Origin of the sequence: Pseudomonas fluorescens (assembly GCF_001307275.1) — a bacterium.
In the GTDB taxonomy this organism is placed as follows: domain Bacteria; phylum Pseudomonadota; class Gammaproteobacteria; order Pseudomonadales; family Pseudomonadaceae; genus Aquipseudomonas; species Aquipseudomonas fluorescens_AA.
Genome location: NZ_CP012831.1, coordinates 4504634 through 4522509, shown reverse-complemented (window position 1 = coordinate 4522509; position 17876 = coordinate 4504634). Strand labels below are relative to the sequence as shown.

21 protein-coding genes are annotated in these 17876 nt (G+C 60.7%); 1 reads left to right on the top strand and 20 read right to left on the bottom strand.

The features are described 5' to 3' along the window. Positions 1-155: 155 nt before the first annotated feature. The 17 genes from AO356_RS20250 to AO356_RS20170 all read right to left on the bottom strand — a co-directional run bounded on the left by AO356_RS20250 (position 156) and on the right by AO356_RS20170 (position 13834). Positions 156-716 (bottom strand): DUF1285 domain-containing protein, encoded by a 561-nt coding sequence (locus tag AO356_RS20250; RefSeq protein ID WP_060741241.1) that lies wholly within the window; start codon positions 714-716, stop codon positions 156-158. 15 nt (positions 717-731) lie between these two features. Then, on the bottom strand, positions 732-1337 hold the full coding sequence (locus AO356_RS20245) for a DUF4823 domain-containing protein (RefSeq protein ID WP_060741240.1): 606 nt from the start codon (positions 1335-1337) through the stop codon (positions 732-734). Positions 1338-1522: 185 nt separating this feature from the next. Next, entirely contained in the window at positions 1523-2491 is a 969-nt protein-coding gene (locus AO356_RS20240; RefSeq protein WP_060741239.1) for a GTP 3',8-cyclase MoaA, read from the bottom strand. A gap of 156 nt (positions 2492-2647) precedes the next feature. Beyond that, positions 2648-3286: a TetR/AcrR family transcriptional regulator gene (locus AO356_RS20235; RefSeq protein WP_060741238.1), complete on the bottom strand. Its 639-nt coding sequence runs from the start codon at positions 3284-3286 to the stop codon at positions 2648-2650. Between the two features lie 384 nt (positions 3287-3670). Then, positions 3671-4465 carry a TatD family hydrolase gene (locus AO356_RS20230; protein ID WP_060741237.1) on the bottom strand — a complete coding sequence of 265 codons (795 nt, stop codon included), beginning with the start codon at positions 4463-4465 and terminating at the stop codon, positions 3671-3673. Positions 4466-4476: 11 nt separating this feature from the next. Then, positions 4477-4833 carry a PilZ domain-containing protein gene (locus AO356_RS20225; protein ID WP_060741236.1) on the bottom strand — a complete coding sequence of 119 codons (357 nt, stop codon included), beginning with the start codon at positions 4831-4833 and terminating at the stop codon, positions 4477-4479. A 49-nt stretch (positions 4834-4882) separates the two neighbouring features. Further along, positions 4883-5869, bottom strand: a complete 987-nt coding sequence (locus tag AO356_RS20220) for a DNA polymerase III subunit delta' (RefSeq protein WP_060741235.1) — start codon at positions 5867-5869, stop codon at positions 4883-4885. Further along, the gene (gene tmk, locus AO356_RS20215; protein WP_060743157.1) at positions 5862-6494 is read right to left on the bottom strand and encodes a dTMP kinase; all 633 of its coding nucleotides are present in this window, start codon (positions 6492-6494) and stop codon (positions 5862-5864) included. The genes AO356_RS20220 and tmk overlap by 8 nt, the downstream gene beginning before the upstream one ends. Before the next feature lie 20 nt (positions 6495-6514). Further along, positions 6515-7675, bottom strand: a complete 1161-nt coding sequence (gene mltG, locus AO356_RS20210; RefSeq protein WP_060741234.1) for an endolytic transglycosylase MltG — start codon at positions 7673-7675, stop codon at positions 6515-6517. A 3-nt stretch (positions 7676-7678) separates the two neighbouring features. Continuing rightward, a complete protein-coding gene (gene pabC / locus AO356_RS20205; protein ID WP_060741233.1) occupies positions 7679-8494 on the bottom strand; it encodes an aminodeoxychorismate lyase in 816 nt (271 codons plus the stop codon). Further along, complete coding sequence (gene fabF, locus AO356_RS20200; protein WP_060741232.1) at positions 8494-9738, bottom strand: beta-ketoacyl-ACP synthase II; 1245 nt, start codon at positions 9736-9738, stop codon at positions 8494-8496. The genes pabC and fabF overlap by 1 nt, the downstream gene beginning before the upstream one ends. Positions 9739-9846: 108 nt before the next feature. Further along, entirely contained in the window at positions 9847-10083 is a 237-nt protein-coding gene (gene acpP, locus AO356_RS20195) for an acyl carrier protein (protein ID WP_003175607.1), read from the bottom strand. 191 nt (positions 10084-10274) lie between these two features. Next, on the bottom strand, positions 10275-11018 hold the full coding sequence (gene fabG / locus AO356_RS20190) for a 3-oxoacyl-ACP reductase FabG (RefSeq protein WP_060741231.1): 744 nt from the start codon (positions 11016-11018) through the stop codon (positions 10275-10277). 15 nt (positions 11019-11033) lie between these two features. Continuing rightward, positions 11034-11972 carry an ACP S-malonyltransferase gene (gene fabD, locus AO356_RS20185; protein ID WP_060741230.1) on the bottom strand — a complete coding sequence of 313 codons (939 nt, stop codon included), beginning with the start codon at positions 11970-11972 and terminating at the stop codon, positions 11034-11036. 123 nt (positions 11973-12095) lie between these two features. Then, positions 12096-13106, bottom strand: coding sequence for a phosphate acyltransferase PlsX (gene plsX / locus AO356_RS20180; RefSeq protein ID WP_072406324.1), 1011 nt, complete (start codon positions 13104-13106; stop codon positions 12096-12098). 4 nt (positions 13107-13110) lie between these two features. Beyond that, positions 13111-13293 carry a 50S ribosomal protein L32 gene (gene rpmF, locus AO356_RS20175; protein WP_003179396.1) on the bottom strand — a complete coding sequence of 61 codons (183 nt, stop codon included), beginning with the start codon at positions 13291-13293 and terminating at the stop codon, positions 13111-13113. Between the two features lie 13 nt (positions 13294-13306). After that, positions 13307-13834: a YceD family protein gene (locus tag AO356_RS20170; RefSeq protein ID WP_003204262.1), complete on the bottom strand. Its 528-nt coding sequence runs from the start codon at positions 13832-13834 to the stop codon at positions 13307-13309. A gap of 105 nt (positions 13835-13939) precedes the next feature. On the opposite strand from AO356_RS20170, the gene AO356_RS20165 reads away from it, so the two are divergent. Further along, complete coding sequence (locus tag AO356_RS20165; protein WP_060741228.1) at positions 13940-14518, top strand: Maf family protein; 579 nt, start codon at positions 13940-13942, stop codon at positions 14516-14518. 148 nt (positions 14519-14666) lie between these two features. On the opposite strand, the gene AO356_RS20160 is transcribed toward AO356_RS20165, so the two are convergent. Genes AO356_RS20160 through rluC form a run of 3 tightly spaced genes read right to left on the bottom strand, consistent with a single transcriptional unit; the run spans position 14667 to position 17285 of the window. Then, positions 14667-15656 carry a S49 family peptidase gene (locus tag AO356_RS20160; RefSeq protein ID WP_060741227.1) on the bottom strand — a complete coding sequence of 330 codons (990 nt, stop codon included), beginning with the start codon at positions 15654-15656 and terminating at the stop codon, positions 14667-14669. 20 nt (positions 15657-15676) lie between these two features. Next, positions 15677-16339 carry an HAD-IA family hydrolase gene (locus AO356_RS20155; RefSeq protein ID WP_060741226.1) on the bottom strand — a complete coding sequence of 221 codons (663 nt, stop codon included), beginning with the start codon at positions 16337-16339 and terminating at the stop codon, positions 15677-15679. Continuing rightward, the gene (gene rluC / locus AO356_RS20150) at positions 16329-17285 is read right to left on the bottom strand and encodes a 23S rRNA pseudouridine(955/2504/2580) synthase RluC (protein WP_060743156.1); all 957 of its coding nucleotides are present in this window, start codon (positions 17283-17285) and stop codon (positions 16329-16331) included. The genes AO356_RS20155 and rluC overlap by 11 nt, the downstream gene beginning before the upstream one ends. Positions 17286-17876 lie beyond the last annotated feature (591 nt).

The window sequence follows — 17876 nt, the reverse complement described above, 5'->3', positions numbered from 1 at the left end:
TGCCGACGCCTTCGCGAGCAAGCTCGCTCCCACAGGGTCTGGTGGCGTACACAAATATTGCAGGCACCCCAAATTCACTGTGGGAGCGAGCTTGCTCGCGATAGCGGACGTCCAGTCAACACAGATATTGGATCAACCATCGCTCCCACAAGGGCTCAGGGTTCCAGGCCTATCGGGAAGAACACGCCGCCGCTCCACACGCCCAACCAGCGCTGCCCGTCGATCTCGCGACTGACCGCCAGCTCCACCAGTTGGTAGAACACATTGCGATGGACCAGCGCTTCGAGATTGCTGCGCACATGCACATACGGCGCCGGTTCCTGGGTCTGGGGATCGATCACCACCCGCAACGGGTGCTCGGCGCCAGCCTCAGTGGTTTCCTCGACATTGGTGGTGAAGCGCAACAACTGCCCTTCCCCCTGCCCTTCAACTTCGAGGGTCACGGCCACGAACGGCGCGTCATCGACCTTGATGCCGACTTTTTCCACAGGGGTAATCAGGAAGTAATCATCGCCGTCGCGGCGGATGATGGTGGAGAACAGCTTGACCATCGGTTTTCGCCCGATGGGCGTGCCCAGGTAGTACCAGGTACCGTCCCGGGCTATGCGCATGTCGATGTCGCCGCAGAAATCCGGGTTCCACAAGTGGACCGGCGGCAGGCCTTTGGTCTTGGGGATCTGCCCCAGCAAGTCATTGGCTTTTTGCGGTCCGCTCATGGTGACTCCTTGTGATTACTCGTCGCTCATCCCCAGCAGGCTGCGGGCATACTCACGCAACGGCGTGGCGATGAGGTCCTGGGGCTGTTTGTCGTGCAACGTCAGTAAACCGCCACGACTCTTGATCCGTGCAGTATCAATCAAATACTGGGTACTGGTCTCGATCAACATGATTTGAATCACGCTGGTATCGACACCGAGGCGATCCACGGCCTCTTCATCCTGCCATTCGTCGGTGTTGCCGATGCGGTTATCGGCCTTGGCGAAGCGGGTGTACAACAGGTAATGGGCACCGGCGGAACGGGCTTCACCCATGGCCTGGTCGAGGCCTTCGGGAACACGGGCGCGACGGACCATGGGGAAATATTCGATGAAGCCATTGAAGGCTTCTTCGGCCACCACGTTGGGACGCGGATAGGCACTGCCCGGCGGAGCGAAGGCGCCCTGGGCGATGTAGATGAACGAGTCAGGCTGAATACGCAGGTTGTTCACACGACGGCTGTCGCTATGGTCCAGCAGGCCGGCGTCGCTCATGTGATAACGAACGCCCTCTCCCATGTCGCTGACATTCATGCAACCGCCAAGCACCAAAACGGCCAGCAGCAAAACCAGGCTACGCATCCTACCCTCCAGAAACCGGTGTCGGAAAACCGGCGAATGGTCGTGGGATGCAGCTTTTGCGCCAGCTCATCGAGATGGGGTCAGATGTGCCCAGGGGAATGGGAAATTGCTATCGCGGGCAAGCCTTGCTCCCACATGGTAAGCATCGTACTTGTGGGAGCAAGCTTGCCCGCGATAGCAATAGATCAGCCGCCGATGATCTTCATGATGGTCGCACCACCAGAGAACGCCACTTCCTGCTTATCTCCCAAGGCCTTGACCAGCAATCGCTGAAGAGCGGGCAACGCCTGGTGACGCGGCTTGTCCAGAAGATCGCCGACAAAGTGACGGTTACTGGAGGACAGGCAGCCATGCAACCACCCCGTAGAGGACAACCGCAGGCGCGAGCAGGTCCGGCAGAAAGGCACGCTTTCATTGGCGATCACGCCGAAATGCCCCAACCCCGGGATTTCATAGCGCACCGCCGTGGCATCCACCGGCGCATCGGCTTGCAGGTATTCGTACTGATCGCCGATCAGGCTGAGCAGTTGCTGGAGGCTGACGAACTGCTGCAGGAAGGCGTTGGAATCGCTGGCCAGGTGGCCCATGCGCATCAACTCGATGAAACGCAACTCATAACCACGTTCCAGGCAGTATTCGAGCAACGGCATCACCTGGTCCAGGTTCTGTCCGCGCAACGGCACCATGTTGACCTTGATCTTCAACCCGGCGGCCCGGGCCTGTTCCATGCCGTCGAGCACGGTCGCCAGGTCACCGCCACGGGCGATACTGCGAAACGCAACGGGGTCCAGGGTGTCGAGGGAAACGTTGATGCGACGAATACCGGCGTCCACCAGCAAGGGCAGTTTTTTCGCCAGCAACTGGCCATTGGTGGTCAGGCTGATGTCTTCCAGGCCCATCTGCCCTACAGCCGTCATGAAACGCTCGAGCTTGGGGCTGACCAGCGGCTCGCCCCCCGTGATGCGCAGCCGTTCGATACCGGCGGCCTCGATCAAATAGGCCACGCCGCGTGCCATGGCGTCGGCCGACAGTTCATCCTGCGCAGCCACCAACCGCTTGCCATCAGGCACGCAATAGGTACAGGCGTAATTGCAGGCTGAGGTCAGGCTGATCCGCAAATTACGGAAACGCCTGCCTTGACGGTCAACGATCATGGATCACTCCGGCACAAGAAAAATCGGACTCGCGATAATTGACCTGAAAATCAAGATTTCGCAAGACCCAAGCCTGAGTATATTACTGGGGCACTGCGCCATGTAAGCGGACATGGCGCAATAAGGCAGCTGAATGTCTTGTTGCCTTGCGGCCAGTCAGTTGCTCGGGACGTCGGTGTCGCGCTTGCGCTTGTTGCCCATGCGCACGCCGATGTCCATCAGGAACTGGAAGAAACCTTCCTGGTCTTCCAGCACGTTGCTCCAGAACGGCGAGTGATACAGCGCCACCGCGCCATGCACCAACGCCCAGGCAGCGCAATAGTGGAAATAAGGCGGCACGTCCTCGAGCTTGCCCTCGCTGATCCGGCCCTTGATCAGCAGGGTCAGGCGTTCGAAGTTCGAGGCGCGGATCTTGTGCAGTTCCTCGACCATCTCCGGCACCTGGTTGCCCTTGACCACCTTCTCTTCCAGACGGTCGAACAAGCGGTAGCGCTGCGGGTCGCGCATGCGGAACTCGAAGTAGGCCCGGGACAGGGCCTCCTTGTCCTTGTCCACATCGGCCGAATGCAACAGCTCGTTCAAATCGCGCTCGTAGTCGAGCATCAGGCGCAGGTAGATCTCCGCCTTGGATTTGAAATGTTTATAAATCGTGCCTTTGCCGATACCCACGGCATCCGCAATCATCTCGACGGTGACACTGTCTTCACCCTGGTCGAGGAACAACTTGAGCGCGGTGTCGAGAATTTCCTGCTCGCGGCGGCGAAACTCACGGACCTTACGGGGTTCTTTGTGCATAAGAAAAAGGTCTGAAGGGTCAAAATTCGAAGCCGGGTATTATGCCTAACTTACGCAAAAATGCACGGATCATCCGTTCTCGGCCACTGTTCTTCACAAAACCGTACATACCCGGCTCGCCGTTTCCCGCGCCAATGCGCCGCACTGGCGAGCTTTGCCGACAGTGAGAACTTATCCGAAGCGAGCGTATTCCAAATTTGTTTAAAAACCGCCCCGGCCCGACTGGACGCGTTGGCATACTGATCAATACTTGAACTGTCGGCGCGACATCTCCCCCAAGTGACACGCTGATAAAGGTACCAACGGACCGCGTGCCTTTGTTTTACTCCTAATGGTCTTAACCCGGATTCACCCCCCAGAACCCGGGTTTTTTTTGCATGAAATTCAGGCATCCACCGAACGCACGTGAGCCAGCGGAAACAATTGCTTAAAGTTTTCCGTCGTCTGCTCGGCAAACCGTTCGTAGGACTCACCGCGCAACATCGCCAGAAATTCCGCCACTTCCCGTACGTATTGCGGAAGGTTCGGCTTGCCGCGATACGGAATCGGCGCCAGGTAAGGCGAGTCGGTTTCCACCAACAGCCGATCAGCCGGCACTTTGCTCGCAACGTCGCGCAAGGCATCGGCATTGCGGAACGTGACAATCCCGGACAAGGAAATGTAATAGCCCATGTCCAGGGCCGCCTTGGCCATGTCCCAGTCTTCGGTGAAGCAATGCAGCACACCGGCCTGGGGCAGCGCGGCGTCACGCAGCAAGGCCAGGGTGTCGGCCCGGGCGCCACGGGTGTGGATGATCACCGGCTTGCCGGTCTGCCGGGCGGCCTCCAGGTGCAGCCGGAACGAGGCTTGCTGCACGTCGGCGGCTTCTGGCTCGTAGTGATAGTCCAGGCCGGTTTCGCCAATGGCGACCACCCGCGGATGATCGAGCTCACGCAACAGCCAATCGAGCGCCGGCGCGGCATCGGGCTGGACATCCAGTGGATGGATACCGACCGAACAGTCGACATCGGCATACCGCTCGGCCAAGGCCTTGACGTCGGCGGCGTTGTCGGCGCTGACGCCGATGCACAGGAAGTGCCCCACACCCCGTTCACGGGCCGCGTCCAGCGCAGCATCCAGGGAACCGCCATGGGCAGCGAGGTCGAGACGGTCAAGGTGACAATGGGAGTCTACAAGCATAAAAGGCCAGGCTACATCGTATGGGTGGGACGGTCGGACTTCAGGGAGCCGGCCAAGTGGGTTTCGATCTGATTGCGGGCCGAATTGTCGCCGTCGTTGAACTGCACGCCTACGCCGGCGGCCCGATTGCCCTGGGCGCCCTTGGGGGTCAGCCAGATCACCTTGCCGGCGACCGGAATTTTCTCCGCCTCGTCCATCAGGCTCAAGAGCATGAACACTTCATCGCCCAAGCGATAATGCTTGTTGGTCGGAATGAACAGGCCGCCGTTCTTGATGAAGGGCATGTAGGCGGCGTAAAGCACCGACTTGTCCTTGATGGTCAGGGACAGGATGCCGTTGCGTGGGCCGGGACTGACAGGTTCGTTCATGCTGATCTCCGCTGCGGTTGAGCTGAGTTTAGTAGCTGGGCCGTCTCTGTCAGTTTCGACCAGGCAAACTCGCCCACTGCACCAGCAGCGCCTCGAGCAACAGCACCCGATTGAGGTTCGCCTTGCTCAGCACCTTCTGCCGTTGGGCAAGAATCCAGTCCTGGATGTTCAAGATTCTATCCTGGCTGCTTTTTTGCGCCAGGTACTGGATCACCTTGCGCATGTCCGCCAGCCCCAGGCCCGCCTCGTCTTCGGTCAACTGGTAACGCAGGATCAGGCTCGACCAGTCGCAGAACCAGTCAAACAGCAGGAGTAGCGGGATGGCGTTCCAACCCTCGGCCAGCTGCGTAGGGGATTGCTGCTGCTTGAGCAGTTTCTTCACCCCATCCACCACCAGGGCCCGCTGCTCACGCACGCCTTGGGTCTGAAGGCTGACAGCCGCCAGGGGCGAACCGGCCGCGAGGGTCAGCAGTTCGATACGTTCTTCATCGGTGTTCTCAGGCAAGGCCTTGGCCAGCCATTGCAAGCTCATCGCTTCGCTCGGCAACGGACAGGCCTGTTGCACGCAGCGACTCTTGATGGTCGGCAACAAGCGACTCGGCTGGTGGCTGACCAGCAGCAGCACGGTATCGCCGGAGGGTTCTTCGAGGCTCTTGAGCAAGGCGTTGGCAGCGTTGATGTTCATCGACTCGACCGGCTCGATCAGCACCACTTTGCGCCCGCCCATCTGCGAGGTCTGAACCACGAAGCTGACCAGGTCCCGGACCTGGTCGACCTTGATCGCCTTGTCCGCCTCTTCCGGTTCCAGCACGTAATTGTCAGGATGGCTGCCGGCCTTGAGCAGCAGGCAGGACTTGCATTCACCACAGGCGTTCGAAGCACCCGGACGCAGGCACAGCAGGCTGGCCATCAGGCGTTCGGCCAGTGCCCGCTTGCCGATGCCGACCGGGCCGTGCAGCAGATAGGCGTGGGCATGCTGGGCACGACCGGCCAGTTGCTGCCAGAGACCGTCTTGCCAGGGATAGGCTTCAGCCACGGACACGCTCCAGCAAACGTGGCAACAAGCCGTCCAGGGATTGCTGGACCTGGGTCAGCGGCTGCGCGGCATCGATCAGCAGGTAACGCGCCGGATCGGCCTTGGCGCGCCCCAGGAAGGCGTTGCGCACGGCATTGAAGAAATCCTGGCCCTCGAGCTCGAAACGATCCAGCCGGCCACGGGCGCTGGCGCGGGCCAGGCCAATTTCCACTGGCAAGTCGAACACCAGGGTAAGGTCCGGTCGCAGGTCACCCTGGACGAAGGTTTCCAGCGCGGCGATGCGCTCCACGGACAAGCCCCGGCCGCCGCCCTGGTAGGCGTAGGTCGAATCGGTAAAACGATCGCAGAGCACCACGGCGCCACGGGCCAGCGCCGGGCGAATCACCTCGGCCAGATGCTGCGCCCGGGCAGCGAACACCAGCAGCAGCTCAGTGTCGGGGTTCATGACCTCTTCAAGGGGGGCCAGCAGTACCTCGCGAATGCGCTCGGCCAGCGGCGTGCCGCCCGGCTCACGGGTCAATACCACCTCGATGCCGGCGGCCCGCAGGCGTTCGGCCAGGTATTCGCGGTTGGTGCTCTTGCCGGCGCCTTCCGGGCCTTCAAGCGTTATAAACAAGCCAGTCACGGGGCGATCCTTAATCAAAGTCATTGCGGGCTCGGTGGCTCGCTGGCGTCCGGTTCGGGGGCCGGTACCTGTGGCGGCACCTGGGGCACTGCTTCGGGGGCCGTATCGGGCGATGCCGCCGGAATCGGCGCCTGTTCGCCCGGCGTTGCCGGGGCCGGGCTGGAGCGGTAGTCGGCACGGCGCTTGAGCTGGAACTCGCGCACGGCGTTGTTGTGCGACTCCAGGTCATCGGAAAACACGTGGCTGCCATCGCCCCGTGCGACAAAGTAAAGGCTGTTGCCCGGCGCCGGGTTCAACGCGGCATGAATCGCTTCGCGTCCCACCATCGCGATCGGCGTCGGCGGCAAGCCCGGGATCAGGTAGGTGTTATAAGGGTTTTCTTCTTTCAAATGGGCGCGGGTGAGTTTGCCGGTGTAACGCTCGCCCAGGCCGTAGATCACCGTGGGATCGGTCTGCAGCAGCATGCCCAGGCGCATGCGCCGTACGAAGACGCCGGCAATCTGCCCGCGCTCTTGGGGCACACCGGTTTCCTTCTCCACCAGGGACGCCATGATCAGCGCCTGGTACGGCAAGGTGTAAGGCACATCGGCGGAACGCTGTGCCCACTCTTTGGCGAGCACGTCTTCCAAGCGGTCGTAGGCTTTCTTCAGCAGGTCGACATCCGAGGTACCGCGCACGAAGCGATAGGTGTCCGGGAAGAACCGCCCCTCGGGAAATACGCCCGAATGACCGAGACGGTCCATGACCTGGCTGTCGCTCAGGTCGGTGAGGGTCTGCTGGAGCTTTTCATCCTTGGCCAGCGCGGCGCGCACCTGGCGGAAATTCCAGCCTTCCACCAGCGTCACGCTGTATTGCACCACTTCGCCGCGCTTCCAGACGGCGATCAGGCCTTCCATGGTCATGCCTGGCACCATACGGTACTCGCCGGAGTGCAACGGCTGGTCGGCAAGATTGAAGCGCCAATAGATCCGCAGCCAGAAAGCGTCCCTGATCAAGCCATCGGCTTCGAGGCGCTTGAGGGTTCCGGTCGGGGTGGTCCCGTTGGGTACGTCCAGCAATTCTTCCTGGGTGATGTTCAGCGGCTGTTGCAGCGCCGAATGAATCTTCCAGGCCGAAGCACCCAACAACAGCCCTGCCAGGACCAGTCCGGTCTCCAGCAGCAGCAAGAATTTACGTCTCACGAATCAAACATCCAATAGCGCACGGGCAAGGGTCTGCAGTTTACGGGTGAGCGGGCCAACCGACCAGCGCGCCGAACCGCATCCGCGCACCGGCCACACGCCATAAACGCTATTACAGACGAAGACTTCATCGGCCTGGTGCAGTTGTTCGAGGCTGATGTCGCTGATTTGCGTGACGATGCCTTGGGACTTGGCTTGAAACAATAATTCGGCGCGCATCACGCCAGCCACACCGCAACGACTCAGGTCCGCCGTGAGCAAGACGCCATCGCGCACCAGGAACAGGTTGCTGAACACACCTTCGATCACTCGTCCGGACGCGTCCAGCATCAAGCCTTCAGCGTACTGCGCATCGCGCCATTCGGCACGGGCCAGCACTTGTTCCAGGCGGTTGAGGTGCTTGAGCCCGGCGAGCAAGGGCTGCTCGGACAAACGCACGGTGCAGGGAAACAGAAGAATGCCTTGGTTGCCATGGACGGCGGGATAGGCGGCCGGCGGACTGCCTTGCAGGATGCGCCTGGCCGGCGTCGAGGGATCGGCGGCATAACCGCGCAGGCTGTCGCCACGGGTCACGATCAACTTCAGCACGCCGTCGCCCAGGCCGCGGGCGTAAGCGTCCAGCTCTGCGCTCAACGCGCTCATGTCGATGTTGAGCGCCAACCGCTGGCAACCTGCTTCCAGGCGCTGCAGATGACGCTCCAGCAACAGCAGGTTGCCACCGCGCACGGCGATGGTCTCGAACAACCCATCCCCGTAAGCCAGGCCGCGATCTTTCAGCGACAGGACGTCGGCTGGCTGACCGTCGACCCAGCTTTCCATCAACCGGCGAACCGGCGGAACACCAGCGAACCGTTGGTCCCGCCAAAGCCGAAGGAGTTGGACAGCACCACATCGATGTCCATGCTGCGGGCAGTGTGCGGCACGAAGTCCAGGTCGCAGCCGTCGTCCGGCTCATCGAGGTTGATGGTCGGCGGCGCCGTCTGGCTGTTGATCGCCAGTACGCTGAAGATCGCCTCTACCGCTCCAGCCGCACCCAGCAGGTGACCGGTCATGGACTTGGTCGAACTGACCGCCAGCTTGTAGGCGTGCTCGCCGAACACGGTCTTGATCGCCTGGGCTTCGGCCAGGTCGCCGGCCGGTGTGGAAGTACCGTGGGCGTTGATGTATTGCACCTGCTCGCCGTTGATTTTCGCGTCACGCAAGGCATTGGCGATGCAACGGGCCGCACCGGCGCCATCGGCCGGTGGCGAGGTCATGTGGTACGCGTCGCCACTGGTGCCGAAGCCGATCAGTTCGGCGTAGATGGTCGCGCCGCGCGCCTTGGCGTGTTCCAGCTCCTCGAGCACCAGCGCACCGGCACCGTCGGACAGTACGAAGCCATCGCGGCCCTTGTCCCATGGCCGGCTCGCGCGGGCGGGCTCGTCGTTGCGGGTCGACAGCGCACGGGACGCGCCGAAACCGCCCATGCCAAGACCGCAAGCGGCCATTTCAGCGCCACCGGCGATCATCACGTCCGCTTCGTCGTACATGATGTTGCGCGCGGCCATGCCGATGCAGTGGGTACCGGTGGTGCACGCCGTGGCGATGGCGTAGTTGGGCCCCTGGGCACCCAGGTGGATGGACAGGAAACCGGAAATCATGTTGATGATCGAGCCCGGCACGAAGAACGGAGAAATCCGTCGCGGTCCCGAATCGTGCAGCGTGCGGCTGGTTTCTTCGATATTGGTCAAGCCGCCAATACCCGACCCCATGGCCACGCCGATGCGTTCACGGTTGGCGTCGGTGACTTCCAGGCCAGCGTTACGCACTGCCTGGAAACCGGCTGCCAGGCCGTACTGAATGAACAGGTCGAGCTTGCGGGCTTCCTTGACCGACAGGTATTCCTCGACATTGAAGCCCTTTACCGAGCCGCCAAAACGGGTGGAATAGGCAGAAAGGTCGGTGTGTTCGATCAGACCAATGCCACTGCGGCCAGCCAGAATGCCCTGCCAACTGCTCGGCACATCCGTGCCCAGTGGCGACAACATACCCATACCGGTGACTACGACGCGTCTACGCGACACAGCACTCTCCTTTTTCTAATGACGACTTTGCATCAGGCCTAAAGAAAAAACCGCACGCCGTGACGGCAGTGCGGTTTTTCCATGACAGCTAGCGACGACTGAATACGATTACGCCTGGTGGCTGGTAACGTAGTCGATAGCAGCTTGTACAGTAGTGATCTTCTCAGCTTCTTCGTCAGGAATCTCGGTCTCGAATTCCTCTTCCAGAGCCATCACCAGCTCAACGGTGTCAAGGGAGTCGGCACCCAGGTCTTCTACGAAGGAAGCGGTGTTCACAACTTCTTCTTCTTTAACGCCCAGTTGCTCGGCAACGATTTTCTTGACGCGCTCTTCGATGGTGCTCATACCTTGTTTTCACTCCTAATGGACAAATTCAGGCAGCTGGCCGGTGGGTAAGTGTATAGAAGAACTTTTCGGTTTTTCAACCGAAAGCTTCACTCCTCAAACCCTGCGGCCCGCCGTCTATAAATTGATTGCAGCTTTATAACGGATTTTAGACAGCTCGTATGACATTTTTTTGAAGCAATCCGTCACATTTAACTCATGTACATCCCGCCGTTCACCGGGATTGTAGCCCCGGTCACGTATGCCGCACCGTCCGACGCAAGAAAAGCGACCACGGACGCGATTTCTTGAGCTTGCCCCAGACGACCCAGCGGAATCTGTGTCAGCAACGCTTCACGCTGTGCTTCCGGCAGTTCACGGGTCATGTCGGTGTCGATGAAACCCGGTGCAACCGAGTTTACCGTAATCGAGCGCGAACCCACTTCACGCGCCAGCGCACGGCTGAAACCTTCCAGACCGGCTTTAGCCGCAGCATAGTTTACTTGGCCTGCGTTGCCCATGGCACCCACAACCGAGCCAATACTGATAATTCGACCCCAGCGAGCCTTGGTCATGCCACGCAGAACGCCCTTGGACAGCCGGTACAGACTGTTCAGGTTGGTGTCGACGACGTCGAACCATTCGTCATCTTTCATGCGCATCATCAGGTTATCGCGGGTGATACCGGCATTATTGACCAGGATCGCCGGTGCGCCGAACTGCTCCTGAATGCTTGCCAGCACCGCCGCAACGGATTCGTCGCTGGTGACGTTCAGCTCGAGGCCGGTGCCCTGGATGTCGTTTTCCTTCAGGGTCGCGGCGATACGCTCGGCGCCCGAAGCGGAAGTCGCGGTGCCGATGACGATGGCGCCTTGACGACCCAGCTCCAGGGCGATGGCCTGGCCGATGCCACGGCTTGCACCGGTCACCAGTGCAACTTTACCTTGCAGACTCATGCAAGTTTCTCCTGTTCAGGCCTGCGCTGCACGGGCGGCAGCGAAGGCATCTGGGGTATTGAGGTTGGAAGTCGATACGCCTTCGGCGCAGCGTTTGTTCAGGCCCGCCAGCACTTTGCCAGGACCGCACTCGACCAGTTCGGTCGCACCCTTGGCTGCCAGGGTCTGCACCGATTCGACCCAGCGAACCGGCTTGTAGAGTTGTTCCAGCAGATCGCGCTTCAAGGTCTCGAGATCAGGCGCCACGTTGGCGCTGACATTCTGCACCACGGGAATCTGCGGGGCCTGCCAGTCGATGGCAGCGATGGACTCGGCAAAGCGCTCGGCGGCCGGACGCATCAGTTCACAGTGCGACGGCACGCTGACCGGCAGTGGCATGGCGCGCTTGGCACCACGGGCCTTGCAGCCCTCGATGGCACGCTCGACAGCCGCCTTGGCACCGGCAATGACCACCTGGCCCGGGGAATTGAAGTTCACCGCGCTGACCACTTCGCCTTGCGCCGCCTCGGCACAGGCCGCCAGTACATCGGCGTCTTCCAGGCCGAGGATCGCGGCCATGCCGCCCTGCCCGGCCGGAACGGCTTCCTGCATCAACTGGCCACGACGCTCCACCAGTTTCACCGCGGCGCCCAGGCTCAGGCTGCCAGCGGCCACGAGGGCGCTGTATTCGCCCAGGCTGTGACCGGCGACGAATGCCGGGCGCGCGCCACCTTCAGCCAGCCACAGGCGCCACAAGGCGATCGAGGCGGTGAGGATGGCCGGCTGGGTTTTATCGGTTTGATTGAGCCGTTCTTCCGGCCCTTGCTGGGTCAGTGCCCACAAGTCATAGCCGAGCGCATCGGAAGCTTCTTTGAATGTTTCGAGGATCAGCGGGTATTGCGCGCCCAGCTCGGCCAGCATGCCGAGGGACTGCGAGCCCTGCCCTGGAAAGACGAATGCGAGGGAAGCAGACATGAAAACAAAGCCCCTAATGATCTTGTCGTCAAAAATTGACGCCCCTGGGGGCGCTAGCAAACTGAAAGTTGGATGGCGGGTTGAACCGACCGGTCACATTTAAGCATTGTCGGACGAAAACGCCTAAGTTAACAAATCCTCGAGGCGACCGTGCAAGCGCTCCGGCAGGTTCTCCTGGATCTCGATCACCGCTCGATTGATCGCACTCTGGAAACCCTGCACGCCCGCCGACCCGTGACTCTTGATCACGATACCTTGCAACCCGAGGAAACTCGCACCGTTGTGCCGCGCTGGCGCCAGGTCCGCCTGCAAGCGACGCATCAACGGCAGCGCCAGGGCGCCGACCACCCGCGAAGCGAGGCTTTGCCTGAACAAGGTCTCGATGCGCTGGCCGATCATGGTTGCCAGCCCCTCGCTGGACTTGAGCAGGATATTGCCCACGAAACCGTCACAGACCACCACATCGGCCTCGCCACGGTACAGACCATCGCCTTCGACGAAACCGATGTAGTTGATGCCCCGCGCCGCCTGCAACAACGTTGCCGCCAGCTTGACCTGCTGGTTGCCCTTGATGTCTTCGGTGCCGATGTTCAGCAACGCCACGCGAGGACGCACGATGCCCAGGGTTTCAGCCGCGACCGAGCCCATCACCGCAAACTGCAGCAGATGCTCGGCACTGCAATCGACGTTCGCCCCCAGGTCGAGCAACTGACAGAAGCCACGCTGGGTCGGGATCGCCGCCACCATCGCGGGCCGGTCGATACCCGGCAAGGTCTTGAGCACATAGCGTGACAGCGCCATCAGCGCACCGGTATTGCCCGCGCTGACACAAGCCTGGACCTTGCCATCACGCAGCAGCTCAAGGGCCACCCGCATCGAGGCGTCAGGCTTGCCGCGCAGGGCCTGGGCCGGCTTTTCGTCCATGGTGATGATTTCGGACGCCGGGACAATCGTCAGGCGCGCGCGATCCACAGCCGATTGGCCGCTGAGCATGTCTTCCAGGAGGGGGGATTGACCGACGAGGGTCAGGTGCAGCGAGGGTGTAGCATTCAGACAAGCAAGGCTGGCCTGAACAATGCTGCGGGGACCGAAGTCCCCGCCCATTGCGTCAATCGCGATGACTTGAGCGGACAAGTGATTACTCGTCGGCGCCCTTGTCGATCACTTTACGGCCACGGTATACGCCTTCTGGCGATACGTGGTGACGCAGGTGAACTTCACCGGTGGTCTTTTCTACGGACAGGGTGCTAGCCTCGAGAGCGTCGTGCGAACGGCGCATGTCACGGGCAGAGCGGGATTTTTTGTTCTGCTGAACAGCCATAATTGATTAACTCCTAAACGTTTGGGTCACGCTTTAACTGCGCCAATACACTGAACGGGTTGGACCGCGTTACCTCGTCCTCGCTCGGTTCGGGCTCATCTGCTCCCGCCGGCTGCTGGCATTCTTCCGGATGATGAGCAGGCACAATGGGCAAGGCGAGCAGAAGCTCCTCCTCGATCAGTGACTGCAGATCCAATGGATCTTCGCCCAGTTCCAGCACGTCATAACCTTTCGGCAACGACTGGGTATTCGCACCCTCCTTCACCACGGCGTAACTGCATTCGCTGTGGATCGGCAGGGTGACCAGCTCAAGACAACGCTGGCAAACCATTTTGACTTCAGTGTCGATAAAGCTGTGGATAACCACAGATTTACGTTCATCTCGTTCAAAAACGAATTTGGCCTGGACCGTACCGACATCGTCGGAAAGCGGGTCGCAGAGTCTCTTCAAATCGGCCAGCAGCAGTTCACCTTGAAGGGTGGTGCCACGGTCAGCCAATTTGCGCGGGTCAACGTGAGGTGGAATCGGGTCATTCAACATAGGCGCAGCATTATAGGGATGCCCCCGGCCATGTCAAAGGAAATTCAGCCCTGTCCGTCACTTGCGTGCCTCGCTAGAATTCGTACCCGACTCCTGGAGATGCCCATGCTGCCTTTATTACTTGCCTCAAGCTCGGTCTATCGCCGGGAATTGCTCGCCCGCCTGGGGCTGCCGTTCGTCTGCCACTCACCCGATATCGACGAAAGCCATCGGCCCGGCGAACCCGCCCTCGAACTGGTCAAACGCCTGGCCCGGGAAAAAGCCCTGGCATTGGCCCAAAGCTATCCAGGGCACCTGATCATCGGCTCAGACCAGGTCGCCGTGCTCGGCGAGCGCATCCTGGGCAAACCTCACACCTTCGAGAACGCGCGTGAACAGCTGTTGGCCGCCAGCGGCGCCAAGGTCACGTTCCTGACCGGCCTGGCACTGCTCAACAGCCAGACAGACGCCTGCCAGGTCGATTGCGTTGCGTTTACCGTCAATATGCGCACCCTGGATCCAGAGCACGTCGAACGCTACCTGCGCGCCGAGCAACCCTACGATTGCGCCGGCAGCTTCAAGGCCGAGGGGCTGGGCGTAAGTCTGTTCCAGAGCACCGAAGGACCGGACGCCACCAGCCTGATCGGGCTGCCGCTGATTCGCCTTGTGGACATGTTGCTGGCCGAGGGTGTGCAAATCCCCTGAAGCCTGGGCCTGCATCCCTGTGTGACGAGGGCGCTCGCTCCCGCTCGGTTGCGAAGCGACCGCAACAAAAGGGACTGCTGCGCAGCCCAGCGGGAGCAAGCTCCCTCGCCACAAGGATCGGTACGATCTTTCAGAGCAGCGCTGGCAATCAGCGCAACGCCGGCCCCTGGAACCCCATCCACATCGCCAGACGCTCGGCGATGCTGGCGCCCAGTTTTTTCGAGAAACGGTCGAGCGGCGACTCTTCAATGGTGAAATCCACCAACTCTTTCTCGCCAATCACGTCCCGAGCCACCGAACTGGCGCTGCCCAAGCCATCGATCAAGCCCAGCGGCAACGCCTGCTCGCCCGACCAGACCAGCCCGGAGAAGAGCTCCGGGTGTTCCTTGTCTTTCAGGCGCTCGCCCCGCCCCTTCTTGACGCTGGCGATGAACTGTTTATGGGTAGTGTCGAGCACGCCCTGCCAGAACGCCGTTTCCTCAGGCTTTTGCGGCTGGAACGGATCGAGGAAGGATTTGTGCTCGCCCGCGGTATAGACCCGGCGCTCCACCCCAAGCTTGTCCAGCGTCTGGACGAAGCCATAACCCGCCGCCGTCACGCCAATGGAGCCCACCAGGCTGGCCTTGTCGGCATAGATCTGGTCCGCCGCACTGGCGATGTAATAGGCACCCGAGGCACCAAGGTCGGAAATCACCGCGTAGACCTTGATATCCGGATGCGCCGCGCGCAAGCGGACGATTTCGTCATAGACGTAGCCGGCCTGCACCGGGCTGCCACCCGGACTGTTGATGCGCAGCACCACGCCCTTGACCTTCGAATCTTCGAACGCGGCCCGCAGGCTGCCGACAATATTGTCCGCACTGGCCGCCTCTTTGTCGGCAATCATGCCTTCGATGTCGATGACCGCCGTGTAGGCCGAACCACCTCCCGGACTCTTCTTGCCATCAACCGCCTGGAAGATCAACGCCAAGCCGAAAAACAGATAAATGAAGACCAGGCACTTGAAGAAGATCCCCCAGCGCCGCGCACGACGCTGCTCCTCCACCCCGGCCAACAGGGTCTTTTCCAGCAGCTTCCAGCTTTTTTCGTCACCGTTGTCAGCGCTCGCCTTGGCCGGTGCCTTCCATTCATCGGTCATACATGCATCCTCAACAGACTTTAATCGGCGCGCTGGCTCAGCCAGGCGTGCAATTCAGGAAAATGATCAATCGCCAGTCGCGGCTCGAACACCTTGAGTGCCTCGATGGACTGCGCACCATAGCTGACAGCCACCGAACCCATGCCGGCATTGCGCGCCATCTGCAGGTCGAACGAGGAATCCCCCACCATCAACGCCTGCGCAGGCAGCACCCCACAATGAGCCAGTATCTGCTCGAGCATCAGCGGATGCGGCTTGCTGGCCGTCTCATCGGCGGCACGGGTGATATCGAAATAATCGTCCCAACCATGGGCCTTCAATACCCGATCCAACCCACGACGAGCCTTGCCGGTCGCGACCGCCAAGCGATAACCCTCGCCCTTCAAGGTTTCAAGGGTATGAACCACGCCCTCGAACAACGGCGAAGGCTCGGCCTCCAGCGCAATGTAGTGATCGGCATAGTGCTGGCGAAAAACCACCAGCTCATCGTCGTCGATCTCCGGGTACAAACTGCGAATCGCTTCCGGCAACCCCAAGCCGATGATGCCCTTCACCGCAAAATCGTCGCACCGGGCAAAACCCGAGCGATCCGATGCGACATGCATCGACTCCACGATCCGACCGATGGAATTGGCAAGAGTGCCGTCCCAATCGAATATCAGCAATTTGTAATCAGGATGCACTCAGCCGCTCCACGGTCTTGGCCCACATGTCATCCACCGGGGCCTGCAATTTCAGCTCGCCACCATCGGGCAACGGCACGGTGAGCATATAGGCATGGAGAAACAGGCGCTTGCCGCCCAGGTCGCGGATTTCCTTGGTGAAGTCGTCATCGCCGTATTTGCTGTCACCGGCAATGCAGTGACCGGCGTGCAGGGTATGGACGCGGATCTGGTGCGTGCGCCCGGTCACCGGTTTGGCCTCGACCAAGGTGGCGAAGTCGTCGAAACGGCGCAAGACCTTGAACACAGTCAGCGCCTCCTTGCCCTCCTCGTTGACCTCGACCATGCGCTCGCCGGAACGCAGGTTGCTCTTGAGCAGCGGCGCACGAACTTGCTTGATGGAGGTTTCCCAGCGACCACGCACCAGCGCCATGTAGCGCTTGTCGACGCCGTCGCCACGCAACTGCTCATGCAGATGGCGCAACATGCTGCGTTTCTTGGCGATCATCAGCAGGCCGGAGGTGTCGCGGTCGAGGCGATGGACCAGTTCCAGCTCCTTGGCGTCCGGACGCAACTGACGAAAGGCTTCGATCACTCCGAAATTCAGGCCGCTGCCGCCGTGAACCGCAATGCCCGCGGGCTTGTTGATCACGATCAGGGCCTTGTCTTCGTAGACGATCGAGGCTTCAAGGCGTTGCAGCAATCCCTGGGCCAAGGGCACCGGCTCATCGCGCTCGGGCACGCGAACCGGCGGCACGCGCACGATGTCACCGGCCTGGAGCTTGTATTCGGGCTTGATCCGACCTTTGTTCACCCGCACTTCGCCTTTGCGCAAAATGCGGTAGATCAAGGTCTTGGGCACGCCTTTGAGCCGGGCCAGCAGGAAATTATCGATTCGTTGGCCGGCATATTCCGGCGAGACCTCGAGCAGTTGAACGCCAGGGGTCGAAGGGGCAGTAGTTGTCATGGCGGCGATCATAACAATTTTTTATGGAATTGAAGCACTTAATCATTGCTGCTATAGTCGCGAACGCCGCCAAAAGTGGCTGGACAGTGGACCAGCGGTCAAAAACCGGCCCTGACCAACGCAATTCACGAGGACGAGAGGCCGTCCTACGGGGCTTTCGCTACGTAACGGTAGAGTTTTCAGGTGTAACGAGCGCAGGTGACATGAGGCCTGAAATACGCCGCAAAGCAGAGTTTTGACTCGCCTTGCGCGCCACATTCACGGCCAGTTCACAAAGTGCAGTCAGCTGCGAACGACCCCGAGCGAGAGCTTCGGAAACAACGCCTAAATTAGCCATGATGCGTGACCTCCCCTTCCGGAGCTCACGGTAAATGCCAACCCGCTGCGGATTCTGCGCGCGGCAGCACCCGAATTATCAGGGATACGTGTAGGGTGGAGACGTACAACCGTCGGACTGTGTAGCACTAGGCTTATATTCAGACGCTTCATCTCGTCCACAGACGCCGGTTGATTCCTCCTCCTGACTGAGTGCTTGAGTACCAGCAAGCAGGACGCGTCCGTCGCGACTTCGCCATCATTGGGCCGAACTCG

Excerpts from the sequence above, each read along its gene's own strand:
- AO356_RS20250 (WP_060741241.1), bottom strand. The coding sequence starts at position 716 with ATGAGCGGACCGCAAAAAGCCAATGACTTGCTGGGGCAGATCCCCAAG.
- AO356_RS20245 (WP_060741240.1), bottom strand. The coding sequence starts at position 1,337 with ATGCGTAGCCTGGTTTTGCTGCTGGCCGTTTTGGTGCTTGGCGGTTGC.
- AO356_RS20240 (WP_060741239.1), bottom strand. The coding sequence starts at position 2,491 with ATGATCGTTGACCGTCAAGGCAGGCGTTTCCGTAATTTGCGGATCAGC.
- AO356_RS20235 (WP_060741238.1), bottom strand. The coding sequence starts at position 3,286 with ATGCACAAAGAACCCCGTAAGGTCCGTGAGTTTCGCCGCCGCGAGCAG.
- AO356_RS20230 (WP_060741237.1), bottom strand. The coding sequence starts at position 4,465 with ATGCTTGTAGACTCCCATTGTCACCTTGACCGTCTCGACCTCGCTGCC.
- AO356_RS20225 (WP_060741236.1), bottom strand. The coding sequence starts at position 4,833 with ATGAACGAACCTGTCAGTCCCGGCCCACGCAACGGCATCCTGTCCCTG.
- pabC (WP_060741233.1), bottom strand. The coding sequence starts at position 8,494 with ATGGAAAGCTGGGTCGACGGTCAGCCAGCCGACGTCCTGTCGCTGAAA.
- acpP (WP_003175607.1), bottom strand. The coding sequence starts at position 10,083 with ATGAGCACCATCGAAGAGCGCGTCAAGAAAATCGTTGCCGAGCAACTG.
- fabG (WP_060741231.1), bottom strand. The coding sequence starts at position 11,018 with ATGAGTCTGCAAGGTAAAGTTGCACTGGTGACCGGTGCAAGCCGTGGC.
- fabD (WP_060741230.1), bottom strand. The coding sequence starts at position 11,972 with ATGTCTGCTTCCCTCGCATTCGTCTTTCCAGGGCAGGGCTCGCAGTCC.
- rpmF (WP_003179396.1), bottom strand. The coding sequence starts at position 13,293 with ATGGCTGTTCAGCAGAACAAAAAATCCCGCTCTGCCCGTGACATGCGC.
- AO356_RS20170 (WP_003204262.1), bottom strand. The coding sequence starts at position 13,834 with ATGTTGAATGACCCGATTCCACCTCACGTTGACCCGCGCAAATTGGCT.
- AO356_RS20165 (WP_060741228.1), top strand. The coding sequence starts at position 13,940 with ATGCTGCCTTTATTACTTGCCTCAAGCTCGGTCTATCGCCGGGAATTG.
- AO356_RS20160 (WP_060741227.1), bottom strand. The coding sequence starts at position 15,656 with ATGACCGATGAATGGAAGGCACCGGCCAAGGCGAGCGCTGACAACGGT.
- rluC (WP_060743156.1), bottom strand. The coding sequence starts at position 17,285 with ATGACAACTACTGCCCCTTCGACCCCTGGCGTTCAACTGCTCGAGGTC.